The 13,949-nt window shown below is 50.5% G+C and carries 16 protein-coding genes; 9 read left to right on the top strand and 7 right to left on the bottom strand.

What is annotated here, in order from left to right:
• Window positions 1–57 precede the first annotated feature (57 nt).
• Together lysA and lptM are read right to left on the bottom strand one after the other, a co-directional pair.
• On the bottom strand, window positions 58–1,302 hold the full coding sequence (lysA, locus tag ACT53D_RS10400) for a diaminopimelate decarboxylase (RefSeq protein ID WP_476156069.1): 1,245 nt from the start codon (window positions 1,300–1,302) through the stop codon (window positions 58–60).
• Window positions 1,299–1,439, bottom strand: a complete 141-nt coding sequence (gene lptM, locus ACT53D_RS10395; RefSeq protein ID WP_379074049.1) for an LPS translocon maturation chaperone LptM — start codon at window positions 1,437–1,439, stop codon at window positions 1,299–1,301. The genes lysA and lptM overlap by 4 nt, the downstream gene beginning before the upstream one ends.
• A 182-nt stretch (window positions 1,440–1,621) precedes the next feature.
• On the opposite strand from lptM, the gene ACT53D_RS10390 reads away from it, so the two are divergent.
• From ACT53D_RS10390 to ACT53D_RS10365, 6 genes are all read left to right on the top strand, one after another.
• A complete protein-coding gene (locus ACT53D_RS10390; protein ID WP_194749010.1) occupies window positions 1,622–2,032 on the top strand; it encodes a type IV pilin protein in 411 nt (136 codons plus the stop codon).
• Entirely contained in the window at window positions 2,032–2,544 is a 513-nt protein-coding gene (locus ACT53D_RS10385) for a GspH/FimT family pseudopilin (protein WP_194749009.1), read from the top strand. Before ACT53D_RS10390 ends, ACT53D_RS10385 begins: the two co-directional genes overlap by 1 nt.
• The gene (locus ACT53D_RS10380; RefSeq protein ID WP_194749008.1) at window positions 2,538–2,942 is read left to right on the top strand and encodes a type IV pilus modification PilV family protein; all 405 of its coding nucleotides are present in this window, start codon (window positions 2,538–2,540) and stop codon (window positions 2,940–2,942) included. Before ACT53D_RS10385 ends, ACT53D_RS10380 begins: the two co-directional genes overlap by 7 nt.
• A 14-nt stretch (window positions 2,943–2,956) precedes the next feature.
• Window positions 2,957–4,096 carry a PilW family protein gene (locus ACT53D_RS10375; protein WP_476156066.1) on the top strand — a complete coding sequence of 380 codons (1,140 nt, stop codon included), beginning with the start codon at window positions 2,957–2,959 and terminating at the stop codon, window positions 4,094–4,096.
• Window positions 4,086–4,781, top strand: coding sequence for a pilus assembly PilX family protein (locus tag ACT53D_RS10370; RefSeq protein WP_379074054.1), 696 nt, complete (start codon window positions 4,086–4,088; stop codon window positions 4,779–4,781). The genes ACT53D_RS10375 and ACT53D_RS10370 overlap by 11 nt, the downstream gene beginning before the upstream one ends.
• A gap of 75 nt (window positions 4,782–4,856) precedes the next feature.
• Window positions 4,857–8,894 (top strand): pilus assembly protein, encoded by a 4,038-nt coding sequence (locus ACT53D_RS10365; protein WP_476156064.1) that lies wholly within the window; start codon window positions 4,857–4,859, stop codon window positions 8,892–8,894.
• Between the two features lie 72 nt (window positions 8,895–8,966).
• Here ACT53D_RS10365 and ACT53D_RS10360 read toward each other — a convergent pair whose 3' ends face one another.
• Both ACT53D_RS10360 and ACT53D_RS10355 read right to left on the bottom strand, forming a co-directional pair.
• Window positions 8,967–9,167, bottom strand: coding sequence for a hypothetical protein (locus ACT53D_RS10360; RefSeq protein WP_476156062.1), 201 nt, complete (start codon window positions 9,165–9,167; stop codon window positions 8,967–8,969).
• 58 nt (window positions 9,168–9,225) lie between these two features.
• Window positions 9,226–9,384, bottom strand: a complete 159-nt coding sequence (locus tag ACT53D_RS10355) for a hypothetical protein (protein WP_194749004.1) — start codon at window positions 9,382–9,384, stop codon at window positions 9,226–9,228.
• 205 nt (window positions 9,385–9,589) lie between these two features.
• Between ACT53D_RS10355 and ACT53D_RS10350 the strand changes: the two genes are divergently transcribed.
• Window positions 9,590–9,997: a hypothetical protein gene (locus ACT53D_RS10350; protein WP_476156060.1), complete on the top strand. Its 408-nt coding sequence runs from the start codon at window positions 9,590–9,592 to the stop codon at window positions 9,995–9,997.
• 4 nt (window positions 9,998–10,001) lie between these two features.
• On the opposite strand, the gene ACT53D_RS10345 is transcribed toward ACT53D_RS10350, so the two are convergent.
• Genes ACT53D_RS10345 through ACT53D_RS10335 form a run of 3 tightly spaced genes read right to left on the bottom strand, consistent with a single transcriptional unit; the run spans window position 10,002 to window position 12,312 of the window.
• A complete protein-coding gene (locus ACT53D_RS10345) occupies window positions 10,002–10,505 on the bottom strand; it encodes a DUF1993 domain-containing protein (RefSeq protein WP_476144728.1) in 504 nt (167 codons plus the stop codon).
• A gap of 13 nt (window positions 10,506–10,518) precedes the next feature.
• Window positions 10,519–12,018 (bottom strand): YifB family Mg chelatase-like AAA ATPase, encoded by a 1,500-nt coding sequence (locus tag ACT53D_RS10340; protein WP_476156058.1) that lies wholly within the window; start codon window positions 12,016–12,018, stop codon window positions 10,519–10,521.
• A gap of 45 nt (window positions 12,019–12,063) precedes the next feature.
• A complete protein-coding gene (locus ACT53D_RS10335; protein WP_194749000.1) occupies window positions 12,064–12,312 on the bottom strand; it encodes an accessory factor UbiK family protein in 249 nt (82 codons plus the stop codon).
• A 257-nt stretch (window positions 12,313–12,569) separates the two neighbouring features.
• On the opposite strand from ACT53D_RS10335, the gene ACT53D_RS10330 reads away from it, so the two are divergent.
• Both ACT53D_RS10330 and glnK read left to right on the top strand, forming a co-directional pair.
• Window positions 12,570–13,550 (top strand): TorF family putative porin, encoded by a 981-nt coding sequence (locus ACT53D_RS10330; protein WP_476156055.1) that lies wholly within the window; start codon window positions 12,570–12,572, stop codon window positions 13,548–13,550.
• A 60-nt stretch (window positions 13,551–13,610) separates the two neighbouring features.
• Window positions 13,611–13,949, top strand: coding sequence for a P-II family nitrogen regulator (gene glnK, locus ACT53D_RS10325; RefSeq protein WP_018986930.1), 339 nt, complete (start codon window positions 13,611–13,613; stop codon window positions 13,947–13,949).

Genomic DNA, 13,949 nt, shown 5'->3' with positions numbered 1-13,949 from the left:
ATCAAATGCTTCGGTTTTTTTATTGATTACTGCTGAAAATTGCAATGCCGGCCAATCTTACGGCAAGACGCGCTCCAGTTTAAACAGATCAGCAATCTGCTCGCGCTCGCGAATCACATGCACCTGATCGCCGTCGACCAGTACTTCTGCGGCACGTGCACGCGTGTTGTAGTTGCTGGCCATGCTCATGCCATAAGCACCGGCAGAGTGTATGGCCAGATAATCGCCTTCTGCAATTGCCAGTGTCCGGTCATGGCCCAAAAAGTCACCACTTTCGCAGACGGGACCTACGATTTCATAGACCGCAGTGGGTGCCGCAGACGGGGCAATGGTCGTGATATTGTGAAAAGCGTCGTACAAGGCGGGGCGCATGAGGTCGTTCATGGCGGCATCGACGATGGCGAAGTTTTTGGTCTCACCTGGCTTGAGGTATTCGACTTTGGTCAGTAATACGCCTGCATTGCCGACCAGCGCGCGGCCGGGTTCAAACAGCACCTTGACGTTTCTGCCCGCCAGTTTTTGCAGGATGGCGGCCGTATAGGCGGCAAAGTCCGGCGGGGTTTCGTCACTGTAGGTAATGCCTACGCCGCCGCCGACATCAATATGCTGAATAGGGATGCCTTTGGCCGCCAGCGCATCCACTAAACCAAGGACTTTATCCAGCGCATCTAGAAACGGCGATAGCTCGGTAATCTGCGAGCCGATATGGCAATCGACGCCATGCACGGAAATGTTGGACAATTGCGCCGCTTTTTCATACAAAGCCAGTGCATCTTCAAATGCCACGCCAAACTTGTTATTTTTGAGGCCGGTAGAGATATAGGGGTGGGTTTTTGCGTCCACATTTGGATTGACCCGCAACGAAACCGGGGCCTGTTTACCCAAGCGAGCCGCCACTTGCTGGATACGGTCCAGCTCATTGATAGACTCTACGTTAAAGCAATAAATCCCCGCTTCAAGGGCGGCCTCAATTTCAGCGTGGGATTTCCCTACGCCAGAGAACACGACTTTTTTCGGGTCACCGCCAGCTGCAATTACACGGGCCAGCTCTCCGCCAGACACAATGTCAAAGCCGGCACCCAGGCGGGCAAACAAATTCAGTATCGCCAGGCTAGGGTTGGCCTTCACGGCAAAACAGATCAAATGGTCATGCCCACGCAGCCCGGCGGCAAAACGCTCAAACGCCTGGGTGAGTGCTGCCCGCGAATAGACGTAGGTGGGGGTTTGGTGGGTTTGCGCAATATCACGCAAGGCTACATTTTCGGCATGCAGCAGGCCTTGTTGGGTTGAAAACGGGATCACGATGGCGACTTGTCTGATGGCGGTTGTGGTTGAGGATACTGACGCTCAGGAAGATACAAATTGCCTTTGAGGCCACAAGCACTCAGTGTGCATAACAGCAGCGCAAGTGCTATTAATTTTGTAGAGCTGGCAAACATGATCCTGGCGTCCAATCAAAATAAAGCCAGATTTTACCACTAAAGCTGCGCAGGCCCATGCCTGGTCGCGCTCGCTCGGGGCAAGGCTACCGTTTGTCGGCCAGGGTTAACCGCTAGTCGGCTACTGCTAGACAGGAAGAATCGCTGTTTGCATGATAAGGCTGTGCAAAAAGGGGATATTCATGAAGCGTCTTTTACAACAAGGCTTTAGTCTGATTGAAGTCATGGTGGTGGTGGCCATTATCGGCTTGCTCGCCAGCATTGCCGTGCCGGGTTACCAGGATTATGTCAAAAGTGGCAATGCGGCCGAGGCACCTGCCAATCTGGCCAATTGCCGTGTGCAGGTCGAACAGTTTTACCAGGATAATTTTACCTATGTGGGCTTTGTCTGCAACCCAAGTGATGCCAAGTATTTCGATTACTCGATTGATAACCAGTCAGCAACGACTTATACCCTGAAAGCGACTGGCAAATCAGCGCAGAACATGGGTAATTTTTCATTTACCGTCAACCAGGATAACGCCAAGACCTCTATTTACGACGGCACCACTGGCGCCACTTGCTGGCTGACTTCATCCTCAGGAAGTTGCTAATGCAGCAGCAAGGCTTTACCTTGATTGAGCTGGTCGTCACCGTGGTTGTGATGGTGGCGGTCTCCAGTATTGCCATCCCGGCTTTTCAGACGGCGATTGGCAATTCGCAAATCAGAACCGTGGCCGAGTCTGTCAGGAACGGTCTGCAGCAATCACGTGCCGAAGCGATCAAGCGTAATAGTCGAGTGAAATTCACATTGCAAACCAACAGTGCCTGGCAGATTGGCTGCGTTGCCATCACGCCAGCCTGCCCAGCGGTCATCACCCAGAAAAGTGCCACCGAAGGCGCATCCAGCAATGTCACCGTGACTGCAGATAACTATACCGCGGTGTTTAGCAGTTTTGGTACGCGCGACCCGGCCAGCCCGGATGCGCTGACCATGGTGAATGTGAGTAACAGCCAGGTCAAGGCAGAAGAACGTAAAGCATTGAGAGTGACATTGGCGGCAGGCGGCAACGTCAAGGTTTGCGACCCTGCGGTGACCACGGTTGGGGATACCCGCGCATGTTAAAAACATCCATTAACAGGGCGCGACGCACCTTGGGCCAGCAAGCCGGATCTGTATTGATTGAGGCGATGGTGGCGGTCGTGATTTTTAGCATGGGGGTGCTGGCCCTGGTTGGCTTGCAAAGCGCCATGATCAAGAATAGCAGTGACAATCGTTACCGTGCCGAGGCACAGCTGATTGCACAGACCCATATTGCCAATCTGATGGCCTATGGCGGTGATGCTGCGACTTATGTCAGCCAGGTGGATACGGAAAGTATTAAAACCCAGTTACCCAACGGCACCCTGAGTTTTTCTGCCATCACCAACAGCATGATCACCGTCACGGTGGGCTGGCAAGTACCGGGCGGCACGCGCCATTTAGTTAATGCGTCCAGCTATTTGTTTGATGTCACACCCTGAGCAAAGGCCAGCAGATGAATAGGGTAGGCACAAAATCACAGCGGTTGCAGTCAGGCTTTAGCCTGGTAGAGCTCCTGGTCGGGTTGCTGATTGGCCTGGTGGCTACTTTGGCGATCAGCAACCTGTTTACCGGTTTTGAAGCAAGAAAACGTGCCATTACCGGCGGTAGCGATGCTCAGTCGAATGGCGTGCTGGCCATGTACTACATGCAGCGTGATGCTCAGAATGCCGGATATGGACTGCCGGTTTATAACAGCTCAGACCCATCCCCGTTGTTGTGCCCGATAGAGACATCCATCAATCAAGGGGGCGTCGTCATCAATTTATCACCCGTGGTGATTGTGGATGGCGGCGCAGGCAGTGATATTGTGCGCATTCGCTATGGTAATCCGGCCAGCGGAGGTGCGTCACTGCGTGCGACGGGCACGATTACTACGCCTACCCTGGATGGCCGCCTGATTGGCTGCCAGGAAAACGATGTGGTGCTCTATCACCAAACGCCGAGCAGTCCCAACTGTAGTCTGGCCAGGCTGAAAAAGTTAAACGCTGACCGGACCATCAATACGCTGAGCGAGCTCAATACGCCACCCACCGCCAGCCCGGTAACGATTTTGAACGGGGCTGACTGGGTACGATTCTCTTGCCTGGGCGCCTGGAACCAGTATGAGTACCGTGTTAGTGGCACCTTGGAGTTGACCAGGAGCGGCGGCACGCCAGGGACAGATCCTTTCCCCAATGCCGCTGCGATCCCTGTTGCCAGTGACATAGTGAGCTTGCAGGCGCAATATGGCATCTCTGACACCATTGATCCTGCATCGCCCTCGGCCACGGCTGCCGGCTTTTTAAACCGGGTTGACCGCTGGGTGGATGCCACCGGCATCTTTGGTGACACGATTTCGCTCATCGACAGAAACCGTATCCGTGCCATCCGCATTGCGGTGGTGACCAGGGATGGCAATCTACAGAAAAAAGCCGTTAGCCAGGCTTGTAATGGTTCCGTTGCCGGGCTCGCCAAGGTCTGTGTCTGGCAGGCAGATGCCAATCCTGCCAATGTCGATTTAACAGCGGTGCCTCAATGGCAACAGTATCGCTACCGGACCTTTGAGGCCAACATTCCTCTCAGAAATATTCTTTGGAATCGTGATGCGCTCTGATCCGTATACCCCTTCCAATCAAGCCCGGCTGCCCTTAGCGCAGCGAGGGATCGTCTTGTTTTTTGCCTTGCTGGCGCTGGCAGTGATGTCTATTGCTGCCGTTGCCTTGATCCGTAGCGTAGATACCAATGCGCTGGTGTCCGGCAACCTCGTCTATCGCCAATCCGCGACGACCACGGCCAATGTCGTGCTAGAAGGGATTACTGAATATATTGCCAAAAACGTCGTGCTTGAGGTGAGTACCACCCATCATCCGCAGCTTGGCTATTACGCAAACTGCAGTCAGTTTGATACTAATCCGGATGCACAAATTTGTGATGGCAAGCAGCTCACTACCATGACCTGGGATGACAGCAACAGTAGCCAGGTCCCTAACCAGACCGACGGCAATGACGAAATTCGTAATGGCATGGACCGTCAGGGTAATCAGATTCGCTTTGTCATTGAGCGCATGTGTAACTTCAGCAATGCCGAAATTAATGCAGGCAGTGCAGCCACCAATGCTTCGCGCTGCATGATGGCCAGCTCGCCCAACAATGGTGAAAACTGCTCACACAATATCAACAACATGGAGCTGTTCAAACGTTGCGTCTCAAGTTCGGACTCGCCACTCTACCGCGTTACTTTGCGTATCGCTGGCCCTAAAAATACGGTGACTTATATGCAGTCATTTATCTCCAACTAAACAGGTGGAATGATGAAACCAACACGTTGCCTTCATACAATTGTTTTCCTGATACTAGCATTGCCTGGTTTGGTCATGGCGGAGTTTCTCGACCTGGCCACCATGCCGCTGCAAACTTCCGGGAGCTCGGATGTAAAACCCAATCTGATGTTTGTGCTGGATAACTCCGGCAGTATGGGCTTCAACTATACCCCTGACTGGGCCGCGGATGATCCTGATGGCCGTTCCTATTCCAGCGGCTGGTCCTGGTATACCTATGATGCCGCCGACTGGTTATTTAGTAACTCGGCCTACAATACACAGTTTTATAACCCTGAAGTGACCTACAGTACACCGCTCAATTACTTGGGGACGAGCCTTGCCAATAAAACCTCGTTCAGTGGTTTTTCTGAAAACGTCACCACAGTGTATGGCAATATTACGCGAGGCTCATCAGCCTATTACTACGCTTATGTGCCGGGTGAGTTTTGTACCACGCCTGCATTGACCAGTTGTGTAGTTTCAAAAACTAAAACCACGGTGAATGGCGTTGCCTATAATTATCCGGCCACCTTGCGCTGGTGTAACTCGGATGCTGCCTCTAAAAAAAGAACACTTGATTCCAGTGGTGGGACGCAAGACCGTTGCCAGGGCATCCGCAATAATGTCTCTACAGTGAATGATAGCAATACCTATGTTTACTTGAGGGAACCAAGCGCGCGGTATCGGCTGAGTTTTAGTATCAGTGGTTCGGTGAGAGTGACCAGCGTCAAAATCAATAATATTGAGTTGCTGTCTGCCGCGACCACCTCGAGTTCCAACGCCTCGACAGTCTCTAGCCGCGTACAAAATAATCTCTGTAACTCCTCCATGACAGGCGCTTGCAAATTGGCAGGCAATGTTGTCATCAGCAACAATGGCAGTAGTTTTGATTTTAGTACCTTTGCCGGGGATGCCCTCAACCCGGCCAGTCCGATACAAGTGACTTTTTCCGGGTCGGGAGGCAGCTATACGGCCACACAGTTATCCACAAATAACACGGATATTCCTGGCAGCCTGATATATCAGGAAATTACGACTGCCCAAACCAGTTATAGCGCGCCGGGGGCAACCAGCAAAGGCGCCGAGCGAACCGATTGTGCTGCGGCTACTTGCACCTATAGCGAAGAGTTTACCAATTATGCTAATTGGGTCACCTATTATCGTACACGCATGCTCTCGATGAAAACTGCCGCCAGCCAAGCGTTTAAAGCCCTGGATTCCAGGTATAGGGTGGGATTTGTGACGATTAATAATTCATCTTCTAATTATCTGCCGCTGGCTCCTTTTGACAGCTCGCAAAAGCAATCCTGGTACGATAAATTGTTTGCAGTCAATCCTGGTGGCGGGACGCCGTTGCGCACTGCCCTTGCCAATGTGGGCAAACACTATGCTGGCAAAAAGACGTTAGGAACCGATGATCCGATGCAGTATGCCTGCCAATCCAACTTTACCTTGTTGACCACAGACGGCTATTGGAACGATACCGGCAATCCTACGCGCATTAATGGGTCAACTGCGATAGGTAATCAGGATGGCGGCAGTACGCCTGCGCCACAGTTTGATAGCAGTAACAAATCCAATACCTTGGCGGATACGGCCAAGTATTTTTATGACACGGATATCCGTGACAGCACGCTCTCCAATTGCACGGGATCTTTGGGTTCATCCGTTTGTGGCACGGCGACGGATTACCCCAAGCAAAACATGGTCACCTTGACCTTGGGCCTGGGCATTGCAGGGACCCTGCTTTATACCGATGATTATAAAACGCAGACCATGGGCGACTTTAAAGACTTAAGCGCGATGCCCATGCGCAAAAACTGGCCTGATCCCACTCTGGCGGAAAACGGCACCCGCATTGATGATTTATGGCATGCTGCTGTGAATGCTGGCGGCACCTACTATAGTGCCAGCAACCCCAAACTGTTGCGCGAGTCCTTGGCCAAGGGTTTGTCGGAGATTAAATCCATCCAGGGTGCGAGTGCCGCGGCTGCGGCCAGTAGCCTGGCGCCGACCAATGGTGATAACTTCCAGTATGTGGCCAGTTATCAGTCAGTAAAATGGACGGGTAACCTGGAAGCGCGGACGGTCAATACCAATTCCTTGCAAACCTCAGAAACCGCAGTTTGGTGTGTGGAAAATGTGGCGGCCGAGGCCTGTACCTCTCCAGCTACAGCCTATACCGGACCAGACAGTAACTTGTATTGCAAAACCAGCAACTCCACCGATTCAACTTGTAGCAACGCTAACGGTTCTCTGGGATCAGTGCTGAATTTTGGTGACGCAACAGCATGCTATGTGCCCATTGCCCGTAGCTGTGATGGCAAGCTCAAAACGCAAATTGGGCAACGTAAAATTTACTTTAACAATAACAATGCCCGTGCTGACTTTAAACCTGGTAATTTACCGGCAGCGTATAGAACTAAACTGGAAGAAGGTTATAACGCTTTAAGCCAGATGAAAGCCTTGCCTGCCACCGATCCGAAAATGACAGATACTCAAAAAGCCGACAAGCTGGTTGATTACCTGATTGGGAATAAGACCTATGAAGACAACAGTATGAATACAGCGCCTGCCAACCGCTTATTCAGAGAGCGGCAGGCAACACTGGGCGATATCTCACAATCTCGCCCCAGTTATTTCAGGGCTTCGAACGTTGATTATCTCGATCCCGGCTATAAAGCTTACAAAACTTGGGCTAAAACACGTACAGCCGCCGTCTATGTCGGGGCTAACGATGGCATGCTACATGCGTTCAATGCCAATGACGGCACAGAGCTATGGGCTTTTATCCCATCTCCAGTCATTCCGAATCTGGCCAATCTGGCAGATAAGGAATATGGTGCCAATTACCATACCAATTATGTCAATGGCAGCCCGGTGGTCACGGATATCTGTATCTCAGCTTGCACCGGGGACAATGCGGAGTGGCGTACGATTTTGGTTTCCGGGCTAAACGGGGGCGGGCGTGGCTATTTTGCGCTGGATGTGACCACACCGGAAAACCCACAAGTCCTTTGGGAGTTTTATGCTCAGCCAGATGGCATAAACAATACGCTAGGCTACAGCTTTGGTAACCCGATGGTGACTAAAATGCTGGATGGGCGGTGGGTGGTGCTTTTGACTTCTGGGTACAACAACGGCACCAATGCTCGCAAACTCAACGATGGCACCTTTGTTGCAAACAATCCGGTCGGCGATGGCCGTGGCTATTTATATGTCCTCGATGCCAGAACAGGCAGCCTGTTAAAAACATTGACGACTGGCGAGGGGGATGCTGCCAACCCGAGCGGCTTGGCAAAAATTTCCGGCTACGCTGAGCAAATGTTTGAGAACAACACGGTATTAAATGTCTATGGTGGCGATTTAAATGGCAATATCTGGCGTTTTAATATCAATACCAATACCGTCAATAAAATTGCGAGCTTGACTGCGGGTGGCGGTACTGCACAAAAAGTGACTACCCAGCCAGAGTTGGGCAAGGTCGATAAAAATATGGTGGTCATGGTGGGTACCGGCAAGTTTCTGGAGCCTGCCGATTTAACCAATACGCCTCAGAACTCTGTCTATGTGTTTAAGGATGGCGGCCAGACCACGCCAATTGGCCGTAGTCAGTTAACGACGCAAGTGTTAAGCGGGGATCGTACGGTGACCTCCACTGGCACGGTGAATTTTGATTCTGGCTATGGCTGGGTGCTGGATTTTCCTGCAGGGGAACGTGTCAATCTGGATCCATTGCTGCTGAATGGCGCCCTGATGATGCCAACGCTCGTGCCAAGTAGTGAGGCTTGTAGTGGTGCCGGCTATGGCTGGTTTAACTTCTTTAACTATAAAAAAGGCGGCTCTTTGTTGCCTAGCGGTGCCATTTCTGAGCCTATGACCACACCCGCCGTTGGGTTTAATATTGTCTATGACGGGAATGGCGTGCCGCATGTTGTGGTGACTGGCAGTAATGACCCTACCCCGCAGCAATTAAGCCTGGATGACCAGATATTTGGGTTGTCGGGATCCAGCAAGGCCACGGTGATTTTCAAGCAAAAAAGCAATGGTAGTTATGGCACCAAGCAAAGCTGGCGTGAATTGATCCAGTAACCAATCCCAGTAACCAATCTGAGGTGTGCAATAAAAAAGCCCCGTAAACGGGGCTTTTTTATGTGATACGGATTACTTTACCTTTTTTGCAAATACATACAATATCAGGCAAATTGCGACGACGATGCCAATCAGTGTGTAGATGCCTGCTGCGCCTAAAAACATGGTTGCCTCCTTCTCGTCCGGTTGAAGAGAAGTTTTATTGTAGGCAAACGTCAGGCGGGTGTCTATCAGTTGGGGGCTGGACCAGTTGGGTGTCTGGGCAAGCAACATGCGATGCTATGCCACGCTATGAACTGCGTAGCGGTGTGAGGCAAACTGCCGGTGTGTTTTACACGACTTCCAGCGTCAGCTCAGCAGGTTTGTAAATTGCCTGAATGTTGCTGTCTGCAGTGATATCTTCAGCCAGATACATAATGTCCTGCGCCGTCATCAATTCTGGCATGCTGGCGGTATAAGTCAGCGGCTCGTCTTGTTGCAAGTCTTTCATGGGGCGTCCTTTAGTTCTGTTTATGTATACTTGTATTAACGTCATCAGGTTTCCATTCTTGAATTAATTTGTTCATGCGATCATTTAAATCTATGTTAATGGTCTTGTATGACGCTTTAATGAAGCAATCCAGATTTTATAAGGGCTGTCGGCCGGTTTGGCTTAAAATATTGGCAGGGTTGAACAACAAAAAGGAGTCGGATGCATGCGTGCGAGTCGGTTTATGTGGGTTGTGTTAATGGCCATGCTGGCGGCGGTGGGGTATTGGTATTGGCAATCGCTGCAGTTGCCAGCGTCTTCACCTGCGCAAAGTGCGCTGGCTCATACTATCAATGAGTGTGATTTGATTGCCAGTAAGGCAGCGGCCGCGTTACCAGAGCAACTACCCTTCCAGAAGCTGGAAAAAGCGGCTAGACAGTCACGCGTGTTGGAACATTGCATGCAAGACCGGGGCTATCAGGAAAATCCTGACTGGGTGGTTGCTGCGAACAAGCAGGCGAAAGCAATGGCCTCTGCCCAAGGAATTTCAGACAGCGAAGCCTATGAGACATTGCGCCGTAAAGCCATGTTGCAGTCAGACCAGCAACCGGGCTACTGGCGCAAACGGCCTTGAGGCATCAGCGCTTTTGACCCAGGTAGTCGGTTTTGCCCAGTGGCACCCCAAGATGGCGCAAAATGTTGTATGCCGTGGTGACATGAAAATAGACATTGGGCATGACCCATTTTTCGAGATAATCCAAGCCAGTGAAGGTCAGATCCACTTTACGTATGGTTAACACCACTTCTTTATGCTCGGCGCCTTCCAGCTGTGAAGGCTTGATGGCTTCGAGAAACGCGACTGTCTTGGCGATTCTGGCGTAGAGCTGTTCAAAACTCGCTTCATCATCCGCGTATTGCGGAATGTCTATGCCTGCCAGTCGTCCACCCGCCCCTTTGCTCATGTCACTCACCAGTTGCACCTGTTTGATTAATGGGTACATGTCCACATACAAGCGGCTATTCAGTAGCACTTCTGGTGCGACTTTTTTCTGTTCTGCATAGGCTTCCCCTTGCCGCAGGATGTGCTCGAGATTTTGCAGGTTACGAATCAGCGGGGCGATACTGGCATCATAAAGTTGCATGTGGAATACGCTTTCAATAGTCATGACGCCGATATTGTAGCGCCTCTGCAATGTGCTTATCCAGAATGTGTTCGGCCTGCGCCAGGTCAGCGATGGTTCTGGCGACCTTGAGGATGCGGTGATAGCTGCGGGCAGACAGTGAAAACTTTTGCACCGCCATTTGCAGCAAATGATTCGCCTGCTCACCCAATTGGCAATGGGTGGAAATCTCAAGCGCACCCAAGGCAGCATTCGGCTTCTGTTGGCGCATCAGTTGACGCTCTCGCGCCTGAATCACGCGTGCACGAATGGCCGCACTCTGCTCACCATGATGGTCATGTGACAACTCTTCTGGCTTGAGTGCTGGCACATCAATATTCATGTCTATCCTGTCCAGCAGCGGGCCGGACAGTTTGTTTTTATAGCGCAGAATTTGCTCAGGCGTACAGCGGCAGCGTTGGTTATAGTGCCCGTAATAGCCACATGGACAAGGATTCATCGCTGCAAGCAATTGAAACTGGGCCGGGAAAGTTGCTTGTCTGGCTGCCCGAGAAATGGTGATATTGCCACTTTCCAGCGGCTCGCGGAGCACCTCCAGCACTTTCCTATCGAACTCAGGCAGCTCATCCAAAAATAATACGCCGTGATGGGCGAGGCTGATTTCTCCGGGTCTGGGCACACTGCCGCCACCCACCAGTGCCACGGCAGAGGCGGTGTGATGTGGCGCCCTGAATGGCCGCTTTTTCCACTGGCTGGCCGGAAACTGGCCGGTCAGTGACAAAATTGCCGCACTTTCCAGCGCTTCCTGCGTAGTCATGTCAGGCAGAATGCTATTAAACCGGTTCGCCAGCATGCTTTTGCCTGTGCCTGGCGGGCCGCTCATCAATAAACTATGTTGGCCCGCCGCAGCAATTTCCAGGGCGCGCTTGGCGCGTAATTGACCCTTGACTTCGAAGTAATCCGGAAAGCTTAATGAGGATTCTGACAGCACCAGCGGGTGAGGGGACAGCGATTGTTTACCAGATAGATGGGCACAGACTTCAAGCAGACTATTCGCGGCAAAAATGGAACAGCCCTCTACCAGGCTTGCCTCATGTGCACTCTCCTGGGGCAAAATCGCCGCCCTTTTGTGCGCCGGGTCCTGAATCAGTTGGTAAGTCATCGCCAGGGCGCCGCGTATCGGCCTTAACTCGCCTGTCAGTGCCAGTTCGCCAGCGATAACATAGTTTGCCAGTGCTTGTTTAGGTAATTGCCCGGAGGCAGCCAGAATCCCAAGCGCAATCGGCAAATCGTAACGGCCACCCTCTTTGGGCAGATCTGCCGGTGCCAGGTTAACTGTAATCCGCCGCGCCGGGAATTCAAACTGTGCGGTTTGAATCGCGGCCCTAACCCGGTCTTTGCTCTCTTTCACTTCGGTTTCTGGCAGCCCGACGATAGTGAAGCTGGGCAGGCCATTGGCGAGATGCACTTCTACCACCACTTCTGGTGCATCCATCCCACTCAGGGCCCGACTGTATAACACGGCCAAACTCATGTAGCACTCCCGCACCAAAGAATGCTAACAATTGTAAATTAAATTTTACTTTCTGGCGGCGTTGGCTTGTTCTAGCTGGCTGATTTTTTCTTCAAGCTGTTTTAATTGTTGCTGCGTGCGTGCCAGCAAAGCGGCCTGAATATCAAATTCCTCGCGCGAAACAAGTTCCATTTTGGGGAGCATGCCCTGAATTAGTGCATGCAAGTTGCTTTCAAGCTCTGAAATGGGGCTTGAATCAATTAGTTGTTTGATTTTAAAAGATAATTCTTTAATTTTTTCATTTGAAAATAGCATGGCAGGCTCTCCTTGTGAGGCTATTTTAGCATGTAAGCACATCAAAAAAGTGTATGCAAATAGTTGATTTTTATATGTTTTTAATAAATAACAGACTGTTGCGCTATTAATTTAACTTTCTTGATTAAATAATTTCATTAATTTATTGATTTTTAATGATTATATAGGTTGGCACGTGCTTTGCTTTTAGGTCAATGTTGTTTCATTCTCGTTTACAACAATTCGATCAAGATTTTCACAGAGAGAGGACTAAATAAATGCGCCAATCTAAGTTAATTACAGCTGTACTTGCGACACTGTCTTTCGCTAATTTCGCACATGCCGATGAGCCACAGGTTTTGCATGAAGAGCTTAAAGAGGCAAAAGCACCATACATGGAAGAAAAACAAAGCAGTTCCGATTGGACTGCCACAGGTAACATCGGCGTGGTATCAGACTACTACTTCCGTGGTATTTCACAATCCTGGCATAAGCCGACTGTACAAGGCGGTATGGACATTACTCACTCAAGCGGTTTCTATGCCGGTATCTGGGGTTCAGGTGTAACACCGAATACCTATCCTGATGCAAACACCGAAATTGATGTTTATGCTGGTTTTAATGGAACAATTCCGACAGTTGAGAAGTTGGGTTACACGGTTGGCCTTTATGGCTACCTGTATCCAGGTGGTTCTTGGAAAAAATACAACTTAGCCGGTGATCCTGCAGGCTTCAGTCAAACTCCAAAAGGCGGGCGTTGGGATACATATGAATTTAATGCGGGTATTTCATATGATTGGATTAGCGCTAAACTTTCTTATACTCTGACTGACTGGTTCGGTGCTGATAAAAATACAGGCTGGGATGGTAGTACAAAAGGATCTACATATTTTGAAATTAACGCGGCTTATCCATTGCCATGGTGGGATTTAACTCTGATTGGTCACGTAGGGCGTTTAAATGTTTCTGGTAAATTAAATCTTGCGGCTGATTTCTCAAGTATCGGTGGCGGCAGTGGTCCTAGCACTTCCACATCCATGGCGGATAATCCAGACTACACAGACTGGAAAATTGGGTTAAGTAAGGCTTTCAAGATTGGTGCCACAGAAGGTTGGAACGCTGGCGTGTATTGGGTAGAGTCGGATAACTCTCGTTACTGGAGTGATCGTGGCTATGGAGGCTCAAGCTTTAACGGCGGCGCTAAGGGTAAAAATCTGAATGATGGTCGATTTGTTTTGACACTTGGCCGTACATTCTAAGTAAGCAAGTTTTAGATCTGGCGGGCATGTGCCTGCCAGAGTTAACAACGGGAGAAGCAAATGAAATTTGTATCCGCAATAATCAAGCCATTCAAGCTTGATGAGGTGCGTGAGGCTTTGTCCAATATCGGCGTACAAGGCATCACTGTCACTGAAGTCAAAGGATTTGGCCGTCAAAAAGGGCACACTGAGTTGTATCGTGGTGCTGAATATGTCGTAGATTTTTTGCCTAAAGTTAAACTCGAAGTTGCGATCAAAGATGACATGCTGGATCAGGTCGTAGACGCGATTGAAAAAGCAGCCGCAACAGGCAAAATCGGCGATGGCAAAGTCTTTGTCTTCGATTTGGAACAAGTTTACCGTATACGTACCGGCGAAACCGGTCCGGATGCGCTATAA

The sequence above is a fragment of the Methylophilus sp. DMC16 genome (assembly GCF_056314045.1).
The sequence above is the reverse complement of the archived record's forward strand: the minus strand, read 5'-3'. Positions and strand labels throughout refer to the sequence as shown.